The sequence below is a fragment of the Streptomyces sp. NPDC003720 genome, from assembly GCF_042875075.1.
In the GTDB taxonomy this organism is placed as follows: domain Bacteria; phylum Actinomycetota; class Actinomycetes; order Streptomycetales; family Streptomycetaceae; genus Streptomyces.
In genome coordinates, this window is record NZ_JBIANZ010000001.1 from 506,835 (window position 1) to 530,653 (window position 23,819).

The 23,819-nt window shown below is 74.4% G+C and carries 22 protein-coding genes and 1 pseudogene; 20 read left to right on the forward strand and 3 right to left on the reverse strand.

Annotated features, from left to right (window positions below):
• Window positions 1-6: 6 nt before the first annotated feature.
• The 9 genes and pseudogenes from ACFYU0_RS02655 to ACFYU0_RS02695 form a co-directional block, all read left to right on the forward strand.
• A pseudogene (locus tag ACFYU0_RS02655) lies at window positions 7-588 on the forward strand (SIS domain-containing protein); the annotation flags it as partial.
• Between the two features lie 263 nt (window positions 589-851).
• Window positions 852-2,288: a PfkB family carbohydrate kinase gene (locus ACFYU0_RS02660; protein WP_389297297.1), complete on the forward strand. Its 1,437-nt coding sequence runs from the start codon at window positions 852-854 to the stop codon at window positions 2,286-2,288.
• 37 nt (window positions 2,289-2,325) lie between these two features.
• The gene (locus ACFYU0_RS02665) at window positions 2,326-3,330 is read left to right on the forward strand and encodes a glycosyltransferase family 9 protein (RefSeq protein ID WP_389297299.1); all 1,005 of its coding nucleotides are present in this window, start codon (window positions 2,326-2,328) and stop codon (window positions 3,328-3,330) included.
• Window positions 3,320-4,246 (forward strand): glycosyltransferase family 2 protein, encoded by a 927-nt coding sequence (locus tag ACFYU0_RS02670; protein ID WP_389297301.1) that lies wholly within the window; start codon window positions 3,320-3,322, stop codon window positions 4,244-4,246. The genes ACFYU0_RS02665 and ACFYU0_RS02670 overlap by 11 nt, the downstream gene beginning before the upstream one ends.
• Window positions 4,243-5,199, forward strand: a complete 957-nt coding sequence (locus ACFYU0_RS02675) for a glycosyltransferase family 2 protein (RefSeq protein ID WP_389297303.1) — start codon at window positions 4,243-4,245, stop codon at window positions 5,197-5,199. Before ACFYU0_RS02670 ends, ACFYU0_RS02675 begins: the two co-directional genes overlap by 4 nt.
• 227 nt (window positions 5,200-5,426) lie before the next feature.
• Complete coding sequence (locus ACFYU0_RS02680; protein ID WP_389297304.1) at window positions 5,427-5,846, forward strand: STAS domain-containing protein; 420 nt, start codon at window positions 5,427-5,429, stop codon at window positions 5,844-5,846.
• A gap of 133 nt (window positions 5,847-5,979) precedes the next feature.
• On the forward strand, window positions 5,980-7,230 hold the full coding sequence (locus tag ACFYU0_RS02685; protein WP_389297306.1) for an ANTAR domain-containing protein: 1,251 nt from the start codon (window positions 5,980-5,982) through the stop codon (window positions 7,228-7,230).
• Window positions 7,231-7,338: 108 nt separating this feature from the next.
• Complete coding sequence (locus ACFYU0_RS02690; protein ID WP_389297308.1) at window positions 7,339-7,533, forward strand: hypothetical protein; 195 nt, start codon at window positions 7,339-7,341, stop codon at window positions 7,531-7,533.
• A 191-nt stretch (window positions 7,534-7,724) separates the two neighbouring features.
• Window positions 7,725-8,180, forward strand: coding sequence for an RpiB/LacA/LacB family sugar-phosphate isomerase (locus ACFYU0_RS02695; RefSeq protein ID WP_389297310.1), 456 nt, complete (start codon window positions 7,725-7,727; stop codon window positions 8,178-8,180).
• 83 nt (window positions 8,181-8,263) lie between these two features.
• Here the strand turns inward: ACFYU0_RS02695 and ACFYU0_RS02700 are convergent, their stop codons facing one another.
• Window positions 8,264-8,632, reverse strand: a complete 369-nt coding sequence (locus ACFYU0_RS02700) for a DUF6479 family protein (RefSeq protein WP_351660954.1) — start codon at window positions 8,630-8,632, stop codon at window positions 8,264-8,266.
• 156 nt (window positions 8,633-8,788) lie between these two features.
• Between ACFYU0_RS02700 and ACFYU0_RS02705 the strand changes: the two genes are divergently transcribed.
• From ACFYU0_RS02705 to ACFYU0_RS02735, 7 genes are all read left to right on the forward strand, one after another.
• A complete protein-coding gene (locus ACFYU0_RS02705; protein WP_351660957.1) occupies window positions 8,789-9,160 on the forward strand; it encodes a ferredoxin in 372 nt (123 codons plus the stop codon).
• 273 nt (window positions 9,161-9,433) lie between these two features.
• A complete protein-coding gene (gene kdpF / locus ACFYU0_RS02710) occupies window positions 9,434-9,523 on the forward strand; it encodes a K(+)-transporting ATPase subunit F (RefSeq protein ID WP_351660960.1) in 90 nt (29 codons plus the stop codon).
• Between the two features lie 8 nt (window positions 9,524-9,531).
• Window positions 9,532-11,193 carry a potassium-transporting ATPase subunit KdpA gene (kdpA, locus tag ACFYU0_RS02715; protein ID WP_389297312.1) on the forward strand — a complete coding sequence of 554 codons (1,662 nt, stop codon included), beginning with the start codon at window positions 9,532-9,534 and terminating at the stop codon, window positions 11,191-11,193.
• Window positions 11,193-13,322 carry a potassium-transporting ATPase subunit KdpB gene (kdpB, locus tag ACFYU0_RS02720; protein WP_389297313.1) on the forward strand — a complete coding sequence of 710 codons (2,130 nt, stop codon included), beginning with the start codon at window positions 11,193-11,195 and terminating at the stop codon, window positions 13,320-13,322. The genes kdpA and kdpB overlap by 1 nt, the downstream gene beginning before the upstream one ends.
• Window positions 13,323-13,327: 5 nt before the next feature.
• Window positions 13,328-14,035 carry a potassium-transporting ATPase subunit C gene (locus ACFYU0_RS02725; RefSeq protein ID WP_389297315.1) on the forward strand — a complete coding sequence of 236 codons (708 nt, stop codon included), beginning with the start codon at window positions 13,328-13,330 and terminating at the stop codon, window positions 14,033-14,035.
• 99 nt (window positions 14,036-14,134) lie between these two features.
• A complete protein-coding gene (locus ACFYU0_RS02730) occupies window positions 14,135-15,694 on the forward strand; it encodes a phytoene desaturase family protein (protein WP_389297317.1) in 1,560 nt (519 codons plus the stop codon).
• Window positions 15,695-15,752: 58 nt separating this feature from the next.
• Complete coding sequence (locus ACFYU0_RS02735; RefSeq protein ID WP_389297318.1) at window positions 15,753-17,270, forward strand: acyl-CoA synthetase; 1,518 nt, start codon at window positions 15,753-15,755, stop codon at window positions 17,268-17,270.
• Here ACFYU0_RS02735 and paaK read toward each other — a convergent pair.
• Window positions 17,267-18,562 (reverse strand): phenylacetate--CoA ligase PaaK, encoded by a 1,296-nt coding sequence (paaK, locus tag ACFYU0_RS02740; RefSeq protein WP_389297320.1) that lies wholly within the window; start codon window positions 18,560-18,562, stop codon window positions 17,267-17,269. The two genes, ACFYU0_RS02735 and paaK, sit on opposite strands and share 4 nt — an antisense overlap.
• Before the next feature lie 197 nt (window positions 18,563-18,759).
• Here paaK and ACFYU0_RS02745 point away from each other — a divergent pair, with 197 nt between their 5' ends.
• The 4 genes from ACFYU0_RS02745 to ACFYU0_RS02760 all read left to right on the forward strand — a co-directional run bounded on the left by ACFYU0_RS02745 (window position 18,760) and on the right by ACFYU0_RS02760 (window position 21,607).
• Window positions 18,760-19,614, forward strand: a complete 855-nt coding sequence (locus tag ACFYU0_RS02745) for an alpha/beta fold hydrolase (protein WP_389297322.1) — start codon at window positions 18,760-18,762, stop codon at window positions 19,612-19,614.
• A 92-nt stretch (window positions 19,615-19,706) separates the two neighbouring features.
• Window positions 19,707-19,946, forward strand: a complete 240-nt coding sequence (locus tag ACFYU0_RS02750) for a DUF397 domain-containing protein (RefSeq protein WP_351660984.1) — start codon at window positions 19,707-19,709, stop codon at window positions 19,944-19,946.
• A gap of 135 nt (window positions 19,947-20,081) precedes the next feature.
• Window positions 20,082-20,987, forward strand: coding sequence for a universal stress protein (locus ACFYU0_RS02755; protein WP_389297324.1), 906 nt, complete (start codon window positions 20,082-20,084; stop codon window positions 20,985-20,987).
• 122 nt (window positions 20,988-21,109) lie between these two features.
• Window positions 21,110-21,607 (forward strand): hypothetical protein, encoded by a 498-nt coding sequence (locus tag ACFYU0_RS02760; RefSeq protein WP_351660989.1) that lies wholly within the window; start codon window positions 21,110-21,112, stop codon window positions 21,605-21,607.
• A 20-nt stretch (window positions 21,608-21,627) separates the two neighbouring features.
• On the opposite strand, the gene ACFYU0_RS02765 is transcribed toward ACFYU0_RS02760, so the two are convergent.
• A complete protein-coding gene (locus ACFYU0_RS02765; protein WP_389297326.1) occupies window positions 21,628-23,598 on the reverse strand; it encodes an N-acetylmuramoyl-L-alanine amidase in 1,971 nt (656 codons plus the stop codon).
• Window positions 23,599-23,819: the final 221 nt, after the last annotated feature.

Here is a 23,819-nt window from a genome sequence, read left to right on the forward strand (position 1 = left end):
CGACCGATGAAGACCGTCACCGTCACCGACACCGCGCACTGCGACGACCTGATGAAGGCCCTGGAGGCGTTCCGCGACCAAGGCCCCCTCATCGAACGCTGGGGCGCCGAACTCGCCCGCCGGCTGGGCTCGGGAGGCCGGCTGCTCGTCGCGGGCAACGGCGGCAGCGCCGCCCAGGCGCAGCACCTCACCGCCGAACTCGTGGGCCGCTATCGGGACGACCGGGCGCCGTTCTCCGCGCTGGCCCTGCACTCCGACACCTCCTCCACCACCGCGATCGCCAACGACTACGGCGTCCAGGAGGTGTTCGCCCGCCAGACCGCCGCGCACGGCCGCCGGGGCGACGTGCTGATGCTGCTGTCCACCAGCGGCGCCAGCGCCAACCTGCTGGCCGCGGCCGACCGCGCGCACCGGCTCGGCATGACCGTCTGGGCGCTGACCGGCCGGCCCCCGAACCCGCTGCACCTGGCCGCCGACGACGCGCTGTGCGTGGACGCGCCGGTGGCCGCCACCGTGCAGGAACTGCACCTGGTCGCGGTGCACATGCTCTGCGAGTCGTTCGACCGTGCCGTCGAGCGGGGCGCCGCGGACGCGGACGCGGCGGCCGCAGGCGCGGGGGACGGCCGGGGTGACGGCCGGCCCGGCGCGCGAGGCCGGACGGACGGCCGCGTGGACGGCCGGGTGGACGGCCGGGTGGACGGATCGGCAGACGGCCGTACGGCCGGATCGGACCGCGGCCGGGTGGACGGCGCCCGCACGGACGGCCGGGGCGGCGCCGCGGGCCGGACGGCCGGCCGGTCGGCGGGCCCGCGCACCACGAACGCCCGGGCGCGCCGCCCGGAAGGAGACGCATGAACACCCCCCGTACCCCGCTGGTCGTCGTCGGGGACGCGCTGCTCGACCACGACCTGTGCGGCCGGGCCGAGCGGCTGGCCCCCGACGCGCCCGTGCCGGTGGTGCACGGCACCCGGCGCAATACCCGCCCGGGCGGCGCGGCCCTCGCGGCCTGCCTGGCCGCCTCCGACGGCCGCCCGGTCACCCTGGTCACCGCCCTCGGCGACGACGGGACCAGCGGCATCCTGCGCGAGCTGCTGGCCGGCCGCGTGGACCTGGTCGAGGTGCCGCTGGACGGCGAACTCTGCAGCAAGACCCGTGTCCTCGCCGGAGACCGCCCGCTGCTCCGCCTCGACGACGGCGAGGGACGCGCCCGCGGGGCGAGCCGGGCCGCCCTGGCCGCGGTCCGCGCGGCGGACGCCGTCCTGGTCGCCGACTACGGCCGGGGCACCGCCGACGTCCTGCGGGACGCGCTGACCGGTGCCGCCGCCCGGGCGCCCGTGGTGTGGGACCCGCATGTGCGGGGCGGCCCGCCGGTCCCCGGGGTACGGCTGGCCACCCCCTCCGCGCAGGAGGCCCGCCTCCTCGCCCGGAGGCCGGCCGAGGACACCGGCGCCCCGCCCGGCGACGGAGCAGTACTGCGCACGGCCGCCCAGGACGCCGGCGCCCTCGCCCGGGCCTGGCGCGCGCACGCCGTGGCGGTCACCCTGGGCGAACGCGGCGCGCTGCTGTCGCAGGGCGAGACCCCCCTGCTGGTGCCGGCCCCGGCCACCGCGGCGGGCGACCCCTGCGGTGCCGGGGACCGGTTCGCCGCTGCCGCCGCCGGACTGCTCGCCGACGGCGCCTTCACCGAGGCGGCCGTCCAGGCCGCCGTGCACGCCGCCACCCGCTACGTCGCCGAGGGCGGCGCCCGCGCGGTCGCCGTGCCCGAGGAGCAGGACACGGCGCCGGAGCGGCCGGCCGGCGAGGACTCCGCGGCCGCCGCCCGGCGCACCGCGGCACGGGTACGCGCCGCGGGCGGCACCGTGGTCGCCGCGGGCGGCTGCTTCGACCTGCTGCACGCCGGGCACGTCGCCCTGCTGCAGGCCGCGCGCCGGGCCGGCGACTGCCTGATCGTCTGCGTCAACTCCGACGACTCGGTGCGCCGGCGCAAGGGCGGCGGCCGGCCCCTGGTCCCGGCGGCCGACCGGGTGCGCGTGCTGAGTGCGCTGGAGTGCGTCGACGCGGTCGCCGTCTTCGACGAGGACACACCCGAACGCCTCCTCGGCGAGCTGCGCCCCCACATCTGGGCCAAGGGCGGCGACTACGCCCGCACCCGGCTGCCCGAGCAGCCGCTCGTGGAGAGCTGGGGCGGCCAGGTCCTGCTGCTGCCCTACCTCGACGGCCGCTCCACCACCGGCCTCGCCCGCCGCGCCGCGCTGGCGCCCGCCCGCACCGGAGGACCCGTCCAGTGACCCGCTCCCCACGCCCGCCGTCCCGGGAGCCGGTCCGGTGACGCCCCGCCCGCGCCCCCCGACCGTGCTGGTGCTGCGCGCCCTGGGACTGGGCGACCTGCTCGCCGGGGTGCCCGCGCTGCGCGCGGTCCGGCGGGGCTTCCCGGGACACCGGGTGGTCCTCGCCCTGCCGCCCGGACTGACCGGCGTCGCCCTGTCCACCGGGGCGGTCGACGAGGTGTTCCCGGCCGAGGCGCCGGGCCGGGCCGTGCCCTCCCTCGCACACTGGCCGGGACCGCCGCCGGACGTCGCGGTCGACCTGCACGGCAACGGCCCCGAGAGCCGCGACGCGCTGGCCGCCCTGCGTCCGCGCCGGCTGCTCGCCCACGCCCTGCCGGACGGGCCGCCCTGGCAGCCGCACGTCCACGAGCGGGAGCGCTGGTGCGCCTTCCTGCGCGCCCACGGCATCCCGGCCGACCCCCTCGACCTGCGCCTGCCGGCGCCGTCCACGCCGTCCCCGGCGCCCGGCGCGGTCGTGGTGCACCCGGGGGCCGCCTCGGGCTCGCGCCGCTGGCCGCAGGAACGGTTCGCCGCCGTCGTACGGTGCCTGCGCGCGGCCGGACACCGCGTGGTGCTGACCGGCGGCCCGGGGGAGGACGCCCTGGTGCGGTCCGTCGCCGAACGCGGCGGCCGGCCGGCGTCCGACGTGTTCAGCGGCGGCCTGTCCCTGGACCGTCTCTCGGCGCTGGTGGCCGGGGCGTCACTGGTGCTCAGCGGCGACACCGGCATCGCCCATCTGGCGGTGGCCCACGGCACCCGGTCGGTCACCCTGTTCGGGCCGGTCTCCCCGCGGCTGTGGGGCCCGCCGCCCGGCCACCGCCACCTGGCCCTGTGGAGGCCGGGCCCGCCCGGGGACCCGCACGGCCGCAACCCGGACGCCCGGCTGCTGCGCCTGCACGCCGGCGAGGTCGCCGCCGCCTGCCTGATACAGCTCCGGGGCCGCAGGCCGGGCGCCGGAGCACCGGGAGCAGCAGGACGGGAGGTGGCGACGCGTGTCCACTGACCGGGCCCCCGGGCCCACCCGCCGCGCGACCGCCGGACCGGACCCCCGGATCACGGTCGCCGTCATCACCCGCGACCGGTCCGGCAGCCTGCTGCGCACCCTCGACGCCCTGGCCGCACTGCCCGAACGGCCGCCCGTGATCGTCGTCGACAACTCCCGCCACGACACCACCCGCAGGGCGGTGCGCGGCCACCCGGCGGTCTCCCGGCTGCTGCGCCCGGCCACCAACACCGGCGCCCTCGGCCGCAACCTGGCCGTCCGGCACGCCCGCACCCCGTACGTCGCCTTCAGCGACGACGACTCCTGGTGGGCCCCGGGCTCCCTGCGCCACGCGGCCGACCTGCTCGACCGGCACCCACGGCTCGGTCTGCTCGCGGCCCGCACCCTGGTCGGCGAGCGGGGCGCCGAGGACCCGCTGAACGCCGTCCTCGCCGCCTCGCCCCTGCCCCGCGAACCGGACCTGCCCGGCCGCCCGGTGCTCGGCTTCCTCGGCTGCGCCTGCGTCGTGCGCCGGGACGCCTTCCTGGGCGCGGGCGGCTACCACCCGCTGCTCTTCTTCGGCGGGGAGGAGACCCTGCTCGCCTACGACCTCGCGGCCGGCGGCTGGGCCCTCGCCTACGAGCCCTCCCTGTGCGTCCTCCACCACCCCGAGACCGAAGGCCGTACCGGGCGCTCCAGCCTGGTCCGGCGCAACCACGTGCTCACCACCTGCCTGCGCCGTCCCTGGCCGGTGGCCCTGCGTGCGGGCGCCGATCTCGCCCTGGCCGCCGTCGCCGCCCGGCCCGGCGCCCGCCGCGCCCTGCGCGAGACCCTCGTACGGCTGCCCGCCGCCGTCGCCCGGCGCCGGCCGCTGCCACCGGAGGTCGAACGCGCGGCGCGCCTGCTCGACCGGCAGACCACCGGCGGCGCCCCATGAACCGGCCACCCGGCGGGGGAGCCCCGGAGGGCCGTACGACCGTGGTTACCGGTGGAGCCCCGGACTGCCGTACGACCGTGGTGCTGATCACCCACGACCGCCGCGACGAACTCCTGCGCACCCTCACCTGCCTGCGCCGGCTCCCCGAGCGGCCCCGGGTGATCGTCACCGACAACGCCTCGTCGGACGGCACCGCCGAAGCCGTCGCCCGGCACTTCCCGGAGGCCACCCTGCTGTGCCCCGGCCGCAACCTCGGGGCCGTCGGCCGCAACCTGGCGGTCCGCCACGTCCGCACGCCCTACGTCGCCTTCTGCGACGACGACTCCTGGTGGGAGGCGGGCAGCCTGCGCCGGGCCGCCGACCTGCTCGACGCCCGGCCCCGCCTCGCGGGCGTCACCGCGCGGATCGTCGTCCAGCCCGAGGGCGTCGAGGACCCCGTCGTGCGCGAGCTGCGCGAGTCGCCGTTGTCCGGCCCGGGCTGGCTGCCGGGACCCGCGCTCGGCTCGTTCCTCGCCGCCGCCACCGTGCTGCGCACGGACGCCTTCCGCGCCGGCGGCGGCTTCCACCCCGGGCTGTGGCTCGGCGGCGAGGAGGAGCTGCTCGCCTGCGACCTGCTCCGCCAGGGGTGGTGGCTCGCCTACGCCGAGGAACTCACCGTGCACCACCAGGCGTCCCGGCAGCGCGACAGCACCGCGCGCCGCGTCCTCGGCATCCGCAACACACTGTGGTTCACCTGGCTGCGCCGCCCCCTGCTGCCCGCGCTGCGCCGCACCGGGCACCTGATGCGCACGGTGCCCCGCGACGCCGCCTCCGCGCGGGCGTTCGCCCGCGCCACCGCCGGGCTGCCCTGGGTGCTGCGCCTGCGCGATCCGGTGCCGCCGGAACTGGAGCACCGGCTCGCCGCGCTGGAGCGGGCGCGCCGGACGTCACCGGCACGGCGGTACGTGGGGTAAGCACCCGTAGGCGGGCAGGCGGGCAGGCGGGCAGGCGGGCAGGCGGGCAGGCGGGCAGGTGGGCGGGCCGGGCGGGGGATCGAGGAGCTGGGAGCCGGTGCGTCGGGCCCGGCCGCGACACGCCCGGAGACGCGTCGTTGCTTCGGGCACCCGCGGGCGGCACAGTGGTCCCCTCCCCGGTCAAGAAGCGGCTGGCCGAGCCCTCCCTCCCAGGAAGTGCCCCGCCCATGGAAAAAGGCCAGCTTCCCGCTGCCCCCCTGCTGCTCCGCGCCGTGCGGGAGAGCCGCCCCGAGTCCGGCCGGATCACCCTTCTCAAGGCCCGTGGAACGGTCGACGCGTCCAACGCCACCGAGTTCTCCGAGGCCCTCGCGGAGCATCTGCGCCAGTCCGACCGGGCCGGCGAACACCTCGTGCTGGACATGACCGAGGTGTATCTGGCCAGTGCCGTCGCGGTGCGCTCGCTGGACCGGGCCACCGGCGGGCTCGCCCTCACCGGCCGCTGCCTGCCGATCGTCCAGCCCCGGCCCCATGTGCGCGAGGCGCTGCGGCTCGCCGGTCTGCCGGGCGTCCGGGTGCACGCCACCACGGCGTCCGCACTGGAGTCCCTGCCGGCCGGCGAACCGGCGGGGCCCGGCGGACCGCACTGACGCGAATCGCCGGCCGGACCCCCGCGCGGTGCGGTTGAGGGCGGGGGACCGAGCGTGCAAGGTGGTGGTCCAAGGTCAGAAAGAGGCCTTTGCGGATATTCGAGGCTTTGTGACGTTCTGGTGTGGTGATGCCGTGAAATCCTCCTCCGCCCGCCCGGGCGCACCGGCCCCTCTCGTCATCGAGTCGTCCCTGGTGGAGGGCCTGCCCGCCGAGGGCGCCCTGCTCCTGCGCATGTCCGGCACCCTGAGTCCGGACGGTGCGGAGGCCTGGTCGGACGAGCTGCGCGGCCATCTGGAGGAAGCCGACCGCGCCGGGCTGTGGCCGGTCCTCGACATGGCGCACGTGCAACTGGGCGGCGCCGCCGTCCTGCACGCGCTGAGCGAGACCACCCGGGCCCGTGCCGGACGGCCCGATCTGATCATCATCCGGGCCCGCCCCGGCGTACGCGAGGCCGTGCACCTCGCCCGGCTCGACGGCGTGCTCCTGTACGCCACCCTCGACGAGGCGCTGCGGGAACTGGCACGGGCCTCGGCGCCGGTGGAGGACCTGCCGGCCTGGCGCTCGCAGATGGCCGACCTGTGGCGTCCGTCGTACGAGGACCTGCACAAGGAGGTCCGGGCCCTGCGGGCCCGGGTACGCACCGCTCCGGTGATCGGCATGGCGCAGGGCACGCTGATGGCCCGCTACGGCCTGCCCGACTCCGGCAGCGCCTTCCGGGTGCTGCGCGAGGCCTCCCAGCGGTTCAACGTGCCGCTGCGCGTCCTGGTCTCCGCCGTCGTGGTGGCCCGGCCCCCGGACGGCGCGGTGTGGTTCCCGGGCCGCCGGGCCCTGCCCCTGCCGCAGTTGCGCGTCCTGGCCCGGGAAGGCCGGGACCCGCGCTGCCGGCGCCAGATGATCGACGCCGTGCTGCACGAGGCGCTGGCCGTCGGCCGGGCCACCGCCGGGTACGTGCAGTTCGTGGACCCGGCGGTCAACGCCCTGACGCTGGAGACCCACTACGGCTGTGACGAAAGGTTTCTGGACCACCTCGTCCGCGGCCAGGACGACGGCATGGCCGACGCGGTCGCCCGGATCAGGGGCCGCCGGGTCGGCGTGCCCGACGTGGCCGCGGAGCCGCTGCTGTCCGACGAGGCCAGGCGCGCCCTGCTGGCCACGGACACCCGCGCGCTGCTCAGCGTGCCCGTCGTCTCCGCCGCCGGCTCCTGCACCGGCGTGATCACACTGCACTGGCCCGCGACCGGTCAGTTGCCGGACGGCGCCCGGAGCGAGACCCTCGACGTGCTCGCCGCCGACACCGCCGCCTGGCTGAGCTGGTACCACCGCTCGGTGCTCCTGGACGCGCTGGAGCACATGCACCGGCTGCTGACCCGGCGCGCGCCCTGAGACGGTCCGGCGCCCGGGACCACGGGTGCGCCGCGGCGTGAGTCACCCGTTGCCCCCTGGGAACCCGGACCCCGCAAGCAGCACGTACACCCGGAGGGAGCCCGGCGCATGTCCAATCCGCAGCAGCCCGAACAGCGGCGCAGTGACAAGGGGGGCGGTACCCCGCAGGACAGCGGCGAACTCAAGGCCCGCCAGACGGCCGAACGCGATGCGGGCGGCCGCCCGCACGGCTCGGACAAGGGCGGCAAGGGCGGGGGAGAGGGCGGCGGAGTGCCCCCGGCGCAGCAGCCCGACCACCCCTGACCGCCGAGGAACCCGCAGACCGACCGCCCGGCCCCGGAGACGTCACCCGACGCCTCCGGGGCCGCTCGTCGCCTGAGGCGCCTTCGAGCCGGGATCGCTTCCTGCTCGGGGGCCCGCTTCGGGGCGGCCGCTTCCGTCCGGGCGCTTCACCGCCCGGGCTGCCCGTCGCGGCAGCCGCTAGGCTCCGGAGCATGCGGATCTCCGTCTCCTCCGACATGGACGAACCCGTGGCCCGCCACCTCGTCGACGAGTTGCGCCGGCGCGGCCACGAGGTGCGTGAGCACGGCGCGCTGCGCCCCGGAGCCGACCCGCGGTGGGCGGTGTGCTCCGAGGCCGCCGCCCGGGAGGTCGCCGACGGCGCGGCCGATCAGGCGGTGGTGTGCTGCTGGACCGGTACCGGCGCCTCCATCGCGGCGAACAAGGTGCCGGGTGTCCGCGCGGCCCTGTGCACGGACGCCGCCACGGCGGAGGGGGCGCGGCGCTGGAACGACGCCAACGTCCTGGCGCTCGGACTGCGCCTCACCTCGGCGCATGTGCTGGGGGAGATCCTCGACGCCTGGTTCGCGGCCGAGCCCAGCCAGGACCCCGAGGACCTGCGCAACGTGGCCCACGTCGGCCGCCTGGAAGCGTCCGGGAAGGACGCCTGACGGCACACAACGGCCCGGCGGGGGCCGGGTGCGGGCGGCTCCCGCCGGGTCCCGAGGGCCGGGTTCCGGGCCGGGGTCCGGGGTCAGTGTGCGCCCAGTCCTCCGCCGCCGAACGAGCCGCTCGAGCCCTTGCTCCAGCGCGGACGGTCCTTGGACTCGCTGGTCCTGGAGTCGATGTTGGTCAGCTCGTAGGGGGTGAGCGGGCGGCCGCCCTTGGGAATGACGGGAACCTCCTGGGACTCCCTGTTCTCCCGGATCTCGTGCACCGCGCCCTCCGGCGGCAGGTGCGGTTGCTCCTCGGGGCGCGGCCGGGGCGGCTCGCGGTACTTCTCCCGTGAGTTCAGCCAGAAGCCGCCGGCGAGCAGCGCCAGCACGGCCACGGCTATGACGAAGAGGACCAGGCCCATCAGGCCGCTTGCCGCGGCCAACTGCTGCATCTGTGCGGTACTCATAGCTCAGGGATACCCCGCCCAGAACGGTACGAACCGGACACCTTGAGTGGCTGCCCGTCACGGCCGGCGACACGCCGCGGGGACGCTTCCCGAGTTGCGGCGTCCCCCTTCGAGGTATATGCGTTTGCCCGGTGCGGGACCGGCTACCCGCCGGGTGTGACATCGCCGACGCAGCAGCAGCTCTACCGGTTCCTCGAGGACCGGTTCACGTGCGCCCAGGCGTGCGCGGAGTGCGCCAGGGCCTGCGCGGTGCGCGCCAGCCTCCTGGACCCGGACGGCACCGAGCGGCAGGAGCGCGTACGCCGGCTGGGGATCATGTGCGCCGAGGTGTGCGACGCGACGTGCCGCACGCTCTCCGAGCAGAACGGCCAGGACGAGGACGGGATCCGGGTGCAGCTCGAATGGTGCCGCTCGGTCTGCCTCGAGTGCGCCCACGCCTTCGACGAGCACCCCGGCGCCGAGTCCGCCGCGGCGGTGTGCCGGGCCTGCGCCGTGGCGTGCACGGACTTCATGGTGGCGCTCGACTGAGTCCGGGCGGCGGTCGCACCCTCTGACGGCTCCACCGAGGGCCGCGGACGAGGACTCCGGGGGGCGGGACATCAGGGTTCCGTCAAAGCCGGACGCACGGCCGTAAGAGAGCCGTCAACGGCGGTCGCAACCGGTCGCGGAGGCGGTTTCCTCGAACCGTCCGATGCAACCGCACCCATTCCAGGAGTTCACGATGGCCGATCTGGCCTTCGTCGTCACCGTGCTCGCGGCCTTCGCGCTGGTGGCCCTCGTCGCCAAGGGGGTGACCAAGCTGTGACCGCCGAGAACATCGTCGGCCTCGTCGTGGCCGTCGCCCTGCTGGGCTATCTCGTCGTCGCCCTCCTCTTCCCGGAGAGGTTCTGAGCGCGCACATGGGTCCCGTACTCGCCGGCGTGCTCCAACTGCTCGCCCTGACGGGCGCGCTGGCGCTCGTCCACGTCCCCTTCGGCAACTACATGGCCCGGGTCTACTCCTCCGGCAAGCACCTCAGGGTGGAGAAGTGGATCTACAAGGGCATCGGTGCCGACCCCGGCGCCGAGATGACCTGGTCCGCGTACCTGCGCGCGGTCCTCGCCTTCTCGGTCGTCGGCGTCCTCCTCCTCTACCTGCTGCAGCGCCTGCAGGGCGTCCTGCCCGGCTCGCTCGGCTTCTCCTCGGTCGGTCCGGCGCAGTCGTTCAACACGGCCGTGTCGTTCGTGACCAACACCAACTGGCAGTCCTACTACGGCGAGCAGACCATGGGGCACGTCGTGCAGACGGCCGGTCTGGCCGTGCAGAACTTCGTCTCCGCGGCCGTCGGCATGGCCGTCGCCGTTGCCTTGGTGCGCGGCTTCGCCCGCTCCCGCACCGGTGAGCTGGGCAACTTCTGGGCCGACCTGGTCCGCGGCACCCTGCGGATCCTGGTGCCGGTCGCCGCGGTCGCAGCGGTGGTCCTGGTGGCCTGCGGTGCGATCCAGAACTTCTCCGGCATCCACGAGGTCGGGCAGTTCATGGGCGGCTCGCAGCAGTGGAACGGCGGGGCGGTCGCCTCCCAGGAGGCCATCAAGGAGCTGGGCACCAACGGCGGCGGCTACTTCAACGCCAACAGCGCTCACCCCTTCGAGAACCCGACCCCGTTCAGCAACCTCTTCGAGATCTTCCTGATCCTGGTGATCCCGTTCGCGCTGACCCGCACCTTCGGCGTGCTGGCCGGAAGCGTGAAGCAGGGCTACGCGATCCTCGTCACGATGTTCACCATCTGGCTGGGCTTCGTGGTTCTGATGATGGCGACCGAGTTCGCCCACCACGGCGCGGCGCTCCAGGCCGCGGGCGGCGCGATGGAGGGCAAGGAGACCCGGTTCGGAGTCGGTGCTTCCTCGATCTTCGCCGTGTCCACGACCTTGACCTCGACCGGTGCGGTGGACTCCTTCCACTCCTCGTTCACCGGGCTCGGCGGCGGCATCGCCATGCTGAGCATGATGCTGGGCGAGATCGCGCCCGGCGGCACCGGGTCCGGCCTCTACGGCATCCTGATCATGGCCGTCATCGCGGTGTTCATCGCGGGTCTGATGGTCGGCCGCACCCCCGAGTACCTGGGCAAGAAGATCGGCGCCCGCGAGATGAAGCTCGCCGCGGCGTACATCCTCGTCACCCCGGCGCTGGTGCTGGTCCTCACCGCCGCGTCGATGGCGCTGCCCACCCCGCCGCACTCGATGCTCAACTCCGGCCCGCACGGCTTCTCCGAGGTGCTGTACGCCTTCACGTCGGCGGCCAACAACAACGGTTCGGCCTTCGCCGGCCTGAACGCCGACACGGACTGGTTCAACACCATGACGGGTCTGGCGATGCTGCTCGGCCGGTTCCTGCCCATGGTGTTCGTGCTGGCCCTGGCCGGCTCACTCGCCCGGCAGCGGCCGGTGCCGGTGACCGCGGGCACCCTGCGCACCGAGAAACCCCTGTTCACCGGCTTGCTGGTCGGCGCGATCCTCATCATCACCGGCCTCACCTACTTCCCGGCCCTCGCGCTGGGCCCGCTCGCGGAAGGGCTCGCGTGATGACCACCGACACCGAGAAGCACGAGGACTCCATGTCCACTCCCACCCTCGCGCCCCACCAGGACGCGCCGACCGGGCACGAACCGGCCGGGAGCCGCGTCGGCGCGGGCCTGTTCGACCCCGGACAGCTCCTCAGGTCCCTGCCCGAGGCCTTCCGCAAGCTCGATCCGCGGGTGATGGTCAAGTCGCCCGTGATGTTCGTGGTGTGGATCGGCTCGGTGCTGACCACCGCCTTCTCCGCCAAGGACCCCGGCGACTGGTTCGGCTGGACGATCAGCGCCTGGCTCTGGCTGACCGTGCTCTTCGCCAATCTCGCGGAGGCGGTCGCCGAGGGCCGGGGCAAGGCCCAGGCCGACACCCTGCGCAAGGCCAAGACCGGCACCGTCGCGCGCCGGCTCGTCAAGGACGGCCCCGAGGAGCGGGTCCCCGGCACCGAGCTGACCGTCGGCGACCTGGTGGTGTGCGAGGCCGGCGACGTCATTCCCGGTGACGGGGACGTGGTCGAGGGCGTCGCCAGCGTCGACGAGTCCGCGATCACCGGTGAGTCCGCTCCCGTGATCCGCGAGTCCGGGGGCGACCGCAGCGCGGTGACGGGCGGCACCAAGGTGCTCTCGGACCGGATCGTCGTCCGCATCACGACGAAGCCCGGCGAGACCTTCATCGACCGGATGATCGCCCTCGTCGAGGGCGCCGCCCGGCAGAAGACGCCCAACGAGATCGCGCTGAACATCCTGCTGGCCTCGCTCACCATCGTCTTCCTGCTGGCCTGCGCCACGCTGCCGCCGCTCGCCGACTACGCGGGCACGCATCTGACGACGGTGGTGCTGGTGGCGCTGCTTGTCTGCCTCATCCCGACCACCATCGGCGCCCTGCTCTCCGCGATCGGCATCGCGGGCATGGACCGTCTGGTGCAGCGCAACGTGCTGGCCATGTCGGGGCGCGCGGTCGAGGCCGCAGGCGACGTGTCGACCCTGCTGCTGGACAAGACGGGCACCATCACCCTGGGCAACCGGCGGGCGGCGGAGTTCGTGCCGGTGAGCGGGACGACGGAGGCCGAGGTCGCCGACGCCGCCCAGTTGTCGTCGCTGGCCGACGAGACCCCCGAGGGCCGCTCGATCGTCGTCCTGGCGAAAGAGAGGTACGGGCTGCGCGAGCGGCACCAGGGCGAGCTGGCGCCCGCCGACTGGATCGCCTTCACCGCACGGACCCGGATGTCGGGCGTGGACGTCGACGGCCACCGGGTCCGCAAGGGCGCCGCGGCCTCCGTCGTCGCCTGGGTGCGGGAGCAGGGCGGGGAAGTCGCTCCCGACGCACAGGAGCTGACCGACCGGATCGCGGCGGCCGGCGGTACCCCGCTCCTGGTCGCCGTCCACGACGCCGACGGCGCCCGTGTGCTCGGCGTCATCCACCTCAAGGACGTCGTCAAGCACGGGATGCGGGAACGGTTCGAGGAACTGCGCCGCATGGGCATCAGGACGGTCATGATCACCGGCGACAACCCGCTGACAGCGAAGGCGATAGCCGAGGAGGCCGGCGTCGACGACTTCCTCGCCGAGGCCACCCCCGAGGACAAGATGGCCCTGATCAAGCGGGAGCAGGCCGGCGGCAAACTGGTCGCGATGACCGGCGACGGCACCAACGACGCCCCCGCGCTTGCCCAGGCGGACGTCGGCGTGGCGATGAACACCGGAACGTCGGCCGCCAAGGAGGCCGGCAACATGGTCGACCTCGACTCCAACCCGACCAAGCTGATCGAGATCGTGGAGATCGGCAAGCAACTCCTGATCACCCGGGGTGCGTTGACGACGTTCTCCATAGCCAACGACGTGGCGAAGTACTTCGCGATCATCCCGGCGCTGTTCGCGGCGGTCTACCCGGGCCTGGACAGGCTGAACATCATGCGGCTGTCCTCGCCCGACTCCGCGATCCTGTCCGCCGTCGTCTTCAACGCGCTGATCATCGTCGCGCTGGTGCCGCTCTCCCTGCGGGGCGTGCGGTACCGGCCGGTCGGCGCCGACCGGATGCTGCGCCGCAACCTCGCGATCTACGGCATCGGCGGACTGGTCGCGCCGTTCATCGGCATCAAGCTCATCGACCTGCTCATCTCCCTCATCCCCGGAATCGGCTGATCGGCATGAACAACTCCTCCGTGAACACCGCCCGGTTGCTGGGCGCGGGTCTGCGCGCGCTGCTCGTGCTGACCCTGGTCACCGGCGTCCTCTACCCGCTGGCCGTCACCGGGATCGCCCAGGCGCTGTTCCCCGGCAGGGCGAACGGCTCCGAGGTCGAGGCGGACGGCAGGGTCGTCGGCTCCTCCCTGATCGGGCAGTCGTACGACCTGCCGCCGCGGCACGGCCGGCAGACCCCCGCGCCCGACCTGAGGTGGTTCCAGGGCCGCCCGGCCGGCGGACTCGGCACCAACAGCGTCAACACCCGGTACCGACTGATCCTCTCCGGTGCGACCAACCTGGCCGCGGACAGCGGCGCGGTGCACGGCGTGTGCCCCGCCGAGCCCGCGGACGGCACGCTCTGCGCGCAGGTGCTCGCGGCGAAGGCGGCCGTGGTCCGGGACAACTCGGTCCCCGGCTACACCGTCCGGCCGTCCGACGTCCCCGCCGACGCCGTCACCTCCTCCGGCTCCGGCCTGGACCCGGCCATCTCCCCGCGGTACGCCGAACTCCAGGCACACCGGGTCGCCGCACGGAACGGCCTCCCCGTGGCACGCGTGCAGAAACTGATCGAGGAACACACCGAGGCCCGCACCCTCGGCTTCATCGGCGAGCCCCGCGTCAACGTCCTGCAGCTCAACATCGCCCTGAAGCAACTCACAGCGAAGGGGTGACGCCCTCGCGCGCCCGCCGGCACCCGGGGCCCGGCGGGCACCGAGTCCGCACCCCGCACGCCTCTGGCCCCTCTTGATCATCGCGTGTTACGAAGGACCATGCCTGCCATCGAGGGAACCCGCAGCTACGACGCCGTCATCGTCGGCGGTGGTCACAACGGACTGGTCGCCGCCGCCTATCTGGCGCGGGCCGGGCGGTCCGTGCTGGTGCTGGAGCGGCTCGGCCACACCGGCGGGGCCGCCGTCTCCACGCGTCCGTTCGCCGGGGTGGACGCCCGGCTGTCGCGCTACTCGTACCTGGTCAGCCTGCTGCCGGACAAGATCGTGCGCGATCTCGGGCTCCGGTTCGAGGTGCGCGGGCGCACCATCTCCTCGTACACGCCGACCGAGCGCGGCGGGCGGGCCACCGGGCTGCTCGTCGGCGGCGGGGAGCGGCGCACCCGGGAGGCGTTCGCCCGGCTGACCGGCGGCGAGCGGGAGTACGCGGCCTGGCAGCGCTTCTACGGCATGACGAGCCGGGTGGCCGAGCGGGTGTTCCCCACGCTCACCGAACCGCTGCCCGACCGGGAGGACCTGCGCCGGCGCATCGACGACGAGACGGCCTGGCGGGCGCTGTTCGAGGAACCTATCGGGGTCGCCGTCGAGGAGAACTTCACCGACGACCTGGTGCGGGGCGTCGTCCTCACCGACGCGCTCATCGGCACCTTCGCCGACGCCCACGACCCCGGCCTCGCCCAGAACCGCTGCTTCCTCTACCACGTCATCGGCGGCGGCACCGGCGCCTGGGACGTGCCCGTCGGCGGCATGGGCGCCCTCACCGACGCGCTGGCCGCCGCCGCGCGCACGGCCGGCGCGGTGATCGCGACCGGACACGAGGCGGTCCGCGTCGAAACCGACGGGAAGACCGCCGAGGTCACCTACCGCACGGCCGACGGCGAGGGAGTCGCCGCCGCCCGGCACGTCCTGGTCAACGCCTCGCCGCAGGAACTGGCCCACCTCATGGGCGACCCGTCGCCGGAGCCGGCCGAGGGCGCCCAGCTCAAGGTCAACATGCTGCTCACCCGGCTGCCCAGGCTCCGCGACGACTCGGTCGACCCCCGGGAGACCTTCGCCGGCACCTTCCACATCGCCGAGGGCTACCGGCAACTGGCCACCGCCCACGCCCAGGCGGCCGCCGGCGAACTCCCCGCCGCGCCGCCGTCGGAGATCTACTGCCACTCCCTGACCGACCCCACCATCCTCGGCCCCGACCTCGCCGGACGCGGCTACCAGACCCTCACCCTCTTCGGTCTGCACACCCCCGCCCGGCTGTTCGCCCGGGACAACGACGCCGTCCGCGACGAGCTGCTGAGGTCCACCCTGGCGCAGCTCGACGCCCATCTCGCCGAACCCCTCGCCGACTGCCTCGCCACCGACGCCGACGGCCGGCCCTGCATCGAGGCGAAGACCCCGCTCGACCTCGAACGGGACCTGCGCCTGCCCGGCGGCAACATCTTCCACCGCGCCCTGTCCTGGCCGTACGCCCAGGAGGGCACCGGCCGCTGGGGCGTGGAGACCCGGCACCCGGGCGTGCTGCTGTGCGGCGCGGGCGCGGTGCGCGGGGGAGGGGTGAGCGGGGTGCCGGGGCACAACGCGGCGATGGCCGTGCTTCAGGCGTAGCGGGCGAGCGGCCACGGGTTCTTGACCCGCCCGTCCGGCGGGTCAAGGATCTGCTGTCATGACGCAGGGACACGGCAGCACGGTCGACGGGGTGCTGCGCCGCAGCGCCCGGCGCACCCCGGCACGCACCGCACTGGAGTACGGCGGACGCGACTGGACCTACGAGGCGCTGGACGACGCCGTCACGCGCGCGGCCGGGCTGCTGCGCGCGGAGGGACTCGCCCCGGGGGACCGGGTCGCCGCCTACGGGCACAACTCCGACGCCTATCTGATCGCCTTTCTGGCCTGCGCCCGGGCCGGCCTGGTCCACGTGCCGGTCAACCAGAACCTCACCGGCGAGGACCTGGCGTACATCGTCGGCCAGTCGGGCAGCTCCCTGGTCCTCGCCGACCCGGACCTCGCCGGCCGGCTCCCGGACGGCGTACCGGTGCTGCCCCTGCGCGACGCCGACGGCTCGCTGCTCGCCCGGCTGGCGGACGCGCCGCCCTACGACGGACCCGAGCCGCGCACCGAGGACCTGGTGCAACTGCTGTACACCTCCGGCACCACCGCCTCGCCCAAGGGCGCGATGATGACGCACCGTGCGCTGGTGCACGAGTACCTGAGCGCGATCACCGCCCTCGACCTCAGCGCCGGCGACCGGCCCGCCCACGCGCTGCCGCTGTACCACTCGGCGCAGATGCACGTCTTCCTGCTGCCCTACCTCGCGGTCGGCGCGACCAGCGTGCTGCTCGACGCCCCGGACGGGGACCGGCTCTACGACCTCATCGAACAGGGCCGCGTGGACAGCCTGTTCGCGCCGCCCACCGTGTGGATCGGCCTGGCCAACCGGCCCGACTTCGCCACCCGCGACCTCGACGGACTGCGCAAGGCCTACTACGGCGCCTCGATCATGCCCGTTCCGGTGCTCCAGCGGCTGCGCGAACGCCTGCCGGGGCTCGCCGTCTACAACTGCTTCGGACAGAGCGAGATCGGTCCCCTCGCCACCGTGCTGGCCCCCGACGAGCACGACGGCCGGCCGGACTCCTGCGGCCGGCCGGTGCTGTTCGTGGACGCCCGCGTGGTGGACGAACGCGGCGAGGACGTGCCCACCGGCACACCCGGTGAGATCGTCTACCGCTCACCGCAGCTGTGCGAGGGCTACTGGAACCTGCCGGAGGAGACCGCCGAGGCCTTCCGGGACGGCTGGTTCCACTCCGGCGACCTCGCGGTGCGCGACGCGGAGGGCTACTACACGATCGTCGACCGGGTGAAGGACGTCATCAACTCCGGTGGCGTGCTGGTCGCCTCCCGCCAGGTGGAGGACGCCCTGTACACCCACGAGGCCGTCGCCGAGGCCGCCGTCGTCGGCCTGCCCGACGAACGGTGGATCGAGGCCGTCACCGCGGTCGTGGTCCGGCGCGGTGACGTGACGGAGGAGCAACTGGTCGCGCACGTACGGGAGAAGCTCGCCCCGTTCAAGGCCCCCAAGCGGGTGGTGTTCGTGGACGAGCTGCCCCGCAACGCCAGCGGCAAGATCCTCAAGCGCGAACTGCGCGACCGGTTCGACGCCGCTCCCGGCCCCGGCCGGCCCTAGCGGGGGCGCAGATCCACGATCCGGCGGATCTTGCCCACCGAGCGCTCCAGCGACTCCGGCTCCACGATCTCCACGCCCACGGACACCCCGACCCCGTCCTTCACGGCCGCGACGATGGACCGGGCCGCCGCGTCCCGCGCCTCGGGTGTCGCGCCGGGCCGGGCCTCGGCGCGCACCGTGAGCGCGTCGAGCCGGCCCTCGCGGGTGAGGCGCAACTGGAAGTGGGGCGCCACGCCGGGGGTGCGCAGCACGATCTCCTCTATCTGGGTGGGGAACAGGTTCACCCCGCGCAGGATCACCATGTCGTCGCTGCGCCCGGTGACCTTCTCCATCCGCCGGAACACCCGGGCCGTGCCGGGCAGCAGCCGGGTCAGGTCCCGGGTCCGGTACCGGATAACCGGCATGGCCTCCTTGGTGAGCGAGGTGAACACCAGCTCGCCCCGCTCGCCCTCCGGCAGCACCTCGCCCGTGATCGGGTCGACGACCTCCGGGTAGAAGTGGTCCTCCCACACGTGCAGGCCGTCCTTGGTCTCGACGCACTCCTGCGCCACCCCCGGGCCCATCACCTCGGACAGCCCGTAGATGTCGACGGCGTCGATCGCGAACCGCTCCTCGATCTCGCGCCGCATCCGCTCGGTCCAGGGCTCGGCGCCGAAGACGCCCACCCGCAGCGAGGTGCCGCGCGGGTCCACGCCCTGCCGCTCGAACTCGTCCAGCAGCGTCAGCATGTAGGACGGGGTGACCATGATGACGCCGGGTTCCAGGTCCCGGATGAGCTGGACCTGGCGGGCCGTCATGCCGCCCGACGCGGGGATCACCGTGCAGCCGAGGCGCTCGGCGCCGTAGTGGGCGCCCAGCCCGCCGGTGAACAGCCCGTACCCGTAGGCGACGTGCACCGTGTCGCCAGGTCGCGCGCCCGCCGCCCGGAGCGAACGCGCGACCGTGTCGGACCACACCGAGAGGTCGTTGTCCGTGTAGCCGACCACCGTGGGCAGCCCCGTGGTGCCGCTGGAGGCGTGCAGCCGGCGCACCCGCTCGCGGGGCACGGCGAACATCCCGAACGGGTACTGCTCGCGCAGGTCGGCCTTGGCCGTGAAGGGGAAGTGCGTCAGGTCGGTGAGCGAACGGCAGTCCTCCGGGCGGACGCCGGCCTTGTCGAAGGACTCGCGGTAGAACGGCACGTTCTCGTACGCGTGCCGCAGCGAGGCGCGCAGTCGCTCGAGCTGGAGCGCGCGCAGCTCCTCGGGACCGAGCTTCTCGCCAGCGTCGAGCAGGTCCGTCGCATCCGCCATCGGGACTTCTCCCTCACCAGCCGCACATTCCGGGCGACCGATCATTCGGTCGTTTCGTTCGAGGCCAGTAATTCAGGCCACCCGGCCGGCAGGCAAGAGGTGAGCCCGGAATTTTCCGGACGGGACGCGCGGGGCAGAAGGCTCCGACCCGGGCAAAGGCGTTGCGGCCGGGCCGCCCGGCCCTGAATGATCACCGCATGCCGACCTTCGCCGCCGCCGACGGGACCGCGCTCGCCTACCACCTCAGGGGCCGGGGCGCACCCCTCGCCGTCCTGCCCGGCGGGCCCATGCGCGCCTCCGCCTACCTCGGCGACCTCGGCGGCCTCACCGCCCACCGCCGGCTCGCCCTGCTCGACCTGCGCGGCACCGGCGACTCCGGGACACCGGACGACCCGGCCACCTACCGCTGCGACCGCATGGTCGACGACGTGGAGCGGTGGCGGGTCCACCTGGGCCTGGAGCGGATGGACCTCCTCGCCCACTCGGCGGCCGGAAGCCTCGCGCTGCTGTACGCGGCCCGCCACCCCCACCGGATCCGGCGGCTGGCCCTGATCACCCCCAACCCCTCGGCCCTCGGCCTGCGGGCCACGCCCGCCGACCGGCTCGCCGCCGCCCGGCTGCGGGCGGACGAACCGTGGTTCGGCCGGGCCCTCCCCGCCTACCAGGCGTGGCTCGCCGGCGACGCCGACTTCGACGAGGTGTTCCTGCCGTTCTTCTACGGCCGCTGGGACGACACGGCCCGGGCCCACACCGAGCACGAGGAGGCGCAGACCAACGACGAGGCGGCCGAGCGCTACTCCGCCGAGGGCGCCTTCACTCCGGACGCCACCAGGGCCGCGCTCGCCGCCCTCACCGCCCCGGTCCTGATCCACGCCGGCGAGTACGACGGCGGGCCCACCCCCGCCCTGGCCCGCCGGGCCGCCGAGCACCTTCCCGGCGCCGAGGTGAGCGTCCAGCCCGGCGCCGGTCACTACCCCTGGCTGGACGACCCCGGGCACTTCGTCCGCCGGGTCCTCGCCTTCCTCGGCGAGGACGGCGCCGCGCCCCGGTGAGGCGACCCGAAAGTCCTTCTCACGTGGCCTGTCCGCCGTGCGGACCGGTCGCTAGGCTGGCTCGCGGACGACGAACCGGGAGGAGCACGGACGTGGCCGAGACCATCACCCAGCAGCCGCTCGTGGGCTGGGACAAGCCGGAGCTGGACCTCAGCGGGGCCGAGTGGCAGTCCAGCAGCCGAGGACTGGGCGATGTGCAGATCGCCTTCGTCGAGGGCTTCATCGCCATGCGCAACAGCGGCCGCCCGGAGAGCCCGTCCCTGATCTTCACCCCGGCGGAATGGGGCGCCTTCGTCTCCGGCGCGCGCGAAGGAGAGTTCGACCTCACCTGAGCCCGTCGCACGCCGATCCGGGGGTGTCGCCCGCCCGATTCCGGACACGCGACCCACAGCGCCCTGCCGGGGCCGCCGCCTGCGCGAGGCTGGACCCCAGCAAGGGGAAGGTCGTGTTCCGGAGGTGGGCAGGGAATGAGCACAGCGCCGGTCATCGCCGCGGTCGACGGCTCCGAGGACAGCAGAAGGGCCCTGGAGTGGGCCGTGGACGCCGCCCGGCGCCGCGCCGCACCGCTGCGGGTGGTGCACGTCCGGCAGTACGCCGCCTGGGGCCAGGCCGACGTCCTGGTCGCCGGGCCGGCCGCGCCCGAGGAGGGTGACCCGGTCCTCGACGAGGTCCGCGCCCGCCTGCGGGACGGCGCGGACGCCCCGGGCGCCGAGTACGTCGCCGTCGAGGGCGTGCCCGGCGCCGTACTGCCCGAACTGGGCGCCGAGGCCCAGTTGTTGGTGCTCGGCTCGCGGGGCCGGGGCGGCTTCGCCAGCCTGCTGCTGGGCTCCAACTCACTGGCCGCGGCACGCGACGCCGACTGCCCCGTGGTCGTCGTGCCCCGGCCCGGCCGGGAGATCCCCGAGGGCGCCCCCGCCGGACCCGGCCCCCGGGTGGTCGTCGGCCTGCACGCCGACAGCCCCGACCCCGCCGGCCTGGCGTTCGCCTACACCGAGGCCGCCCTGCGCCGGGCCCGCGTCCAGGTGATCGCCGCCTACCCGTGGCCGACGCAGACCTGGTCGGCGCCCGGCCAGACGGTGCCGCCCCCCGTCGACAGGGACGCCGTCGAGCACGAGACCCACTCCCTCGTCGAGGGCTTCCTCGCCCCGCACCGCGTGCGGCACCCCGGCGTCGACACCGAGGTGCGGGTCCTGCCCGGCGACGCCGCCGGCCATCTCGTCACCGCGTCCGGGAACGCCGACCTGGTCGTCGTCGGCCGCCACCGGCGGCGCCTGCTCGCGCCCGCCCGCATGATGGGCTCCGTCACCCAGGCCGTCCTGCTGCACGCGGTCTGCCCGATCGCGGTCGTCCCGCCGGCCCCGCCGAAGGAGTGACACCACCCGCCCCCGGGAGCCGCCCGGACGGGCCGGAAGATCCAGGCCGGCCGGGGGATCGGGGCGCGGTCGTGCGGACGCCCGTACGGCGGCGGACGCCCGCGTGCACGTACCATTGCGGCATGTCGTTCCTCCGCCGCCGCAGCGCCACCCCCGCCGGACCCGAATTCGACGTGCTGGCCATGGACCCGGGCGACTGGCCGGGCAACCTCGGCGCGGGCCTGCTGCCCGCCCCCGACGGATCCTGCCAGGGCGTCTTCCTGCGCTACGACCTCTTCGGCGGCCGCGGTCCCGCCATGATCATCGGCAATCTCCCCGACGGCTCCCCGGCCCGCGAGGTGGCCGAGGGCGAGATCCCCTTCGAGGTGGGCCAGCTCCTGCTGGCGCTGGAGAACGACGAGGAGGTCACGGTCGTCGGCACCGAGGACACCCCCGTCCTCCAGGGCGACAACCTGCTGATCGTGCGGCGCCTGAAGCTCTCCGAGAGCCGGATCTCCTGCGTGCAGTTCGACCGCAGCGACGGCGTCCTGGTGACCATCGCCGCCTGGGACCGCCCCATCACCGACGACCTGTACGCCCTGCTGAAGCCGCTCCCGGCGGAGCTGTTCCAGCAGGGCTGACGACAGGCCCGGGACCGGTCCTAGCGGGCCGCCCCCGCCACGGTGACGTCCGCGGCGCGCACGAACGCCACCCGGTGCCCGTACTGGATCTCGTAGTACAGGTCCTTGCCGACCACCACCCGGTGCGAGTCAGGGGTGAAGGTGACCGCGTAGTAGTACTCGCCGGGCATGAGGTCGCCGACCGCGTACTTCTGCCCGGCCGGGATCGTGTACTTCAGCGGCACCACGGACTGCGCCGGCACTCCCGCCGGGTAGGCCTCCTTCTCCGGGTACGCCCTGCCGTACACCGGGATGCTCGCCGCGCCGTCCTTCGGGGTGACGACGAGACCCGCGGCGCGCACCGCGGTCGGCTGCTTGCGCGGGTTGTGGAACCAGGCCTTCTGCCCGAGGTACCAGATCGCCGTCCAGTCGCCCCAGCGGTCGGCGACCGCGAACCGCTGACCGGTCGAGACCCGGGACGACAGGTCGTTGACCCCGTCGGTCGGCGCCGTGCCCAGACCGACGTCCTGGATCAGCGGGGCGCTCTCGTCGTGGTCGGAGTACAGCCGCACCTCGCCGGAGCCGTGCGCCGCGCAGGGCTCGCCCTTGGTGGCGCATCCCGTGTACACGGGCTGGTTGGCGGCGTAGTCCGGCAGGATCGTCACCAGCGCGGAGTTCTTGCCGCCGGCGCGCTTGAACGGGTGGCCGAGGAGCTGGAAGTAGTGCCGCCAGTCCCAGTACGGGCCCGGGTCGGTGTGCATGCCGGGGACGGTGGAGGCCGTCGGACCGGGCACGTTGTCGTGGCCCAGGATGTGCTGGCGGTTCAGCGGGATGCCGTAGCTGCGGGACAGGTACTTCACCAGGCGTGCCGACGACCGGTACATCGCCTCCGTGTACCAGGCGTCCGGCGAGGTCAGGAAGCCCTCGTGCTCGATGCCGACGGACCGGGCGTTGACGTCCCAGTTGCCCGCGTGCCAGGCGACGTCCTTCGCCTTCACGTGCTGGGCGATCAGACCGTCGGTGGAGCGGATCGTGTAGTTCCAGGACACGTACGTGGGGTCCTGGATCAGGTTCATGACGCCGTCCCAGGAGCCCTCGGTGTCATGGATGACGATGTACTTGATGCGCTGCGACTCCGGGCGGTCGCCCAGGTCGTGGTTGCCGTAGTCGTTGTCGCCGAACTCCTCGTACGGCGCCGGGACCGACTCGCAGGACACCGACTTCGGGCACTCGACGTCGTCCGCCGGGGCGGTCCGCAGCCCGGTTCGCTTCAACTGCCCGGTGTCCGGCTTCAGTCCGGGCTGAGCGGCGAGCGCCATCCGCAGGCCCTGGTCCGTGACACGTTCCTCGCCGGTGCGCAGCACGTCGTAGACGTCGTCGGCGTACGCCGCCGCGGTCGCCGTGTCGTCGGCGCCGGAGAAGCGGGCCACCGCGCCGTACCAGCCGGCCGGACCGGCGTCGAGCGGCTCGCCCAGCTCCTTCTGCGCGGCGGCGAGCAGCGCGGCGCCGCCGGCGATGTTCGCCGCCGGGTCGGTGCGCAGCTCGGCCGCCGGCAGGCCGGTCAGCTCGGCCGCCCGGGGCAGCGTCCGGAGACGGGCCGGCAGCGCGGAGCCCGCGGGTGCCTTGACGTCGGGGCGCAGCGCCGGGCGGGCGCTGTCGCCGCGGGCGTCCTCGGTCCCCTCGGCGAAGTGCTCGGCCGTCGCGAGCGCGGTGCGCGCGTCGGTGAGGTGCATGGGGCCGTAGCCGCCGGTCACGCTGGGCGCCCCGGCGTGGGTGTCCCAGCGGGACTGGAGGTAGGAGACGGCCAGCAGGACGCTCTGCGGCACGTGGTACTCGGCGGACGCGGTGGCGAACGCGCTCCGCAGCTCACCGGCGGAGGACTCGGGGACGCTCTGGGCCGGGCCCGCGCCGAGCAGCGGCAGCAGCAGGCCCGCGGAGGCCAGGGTGACGGCGGTGCGCCGCAGATGTCTCCGGCCGGGGGTGGACGTGGGGTCGGTGGCGGATCCTCGCAATGCGGACTCCTGTGACAGGCGGGTCGTGGCGGGGCGTGCGGGGCCGAGCTTGGTCAGTGGTACCTGCTTGCCGACGATCCGTCAATGATGCCTTCGCCGGGATGATTTCCCATGTCACGGAGGGGTTCGGCGAGTTTCGCAGCGGTGGTGCACGGGCCTGCGGAGCGTCAGTGGCGTACACCAGTGGGAGTGCCCGGCGGGGCGGAGCCGCGCTCGGGAGA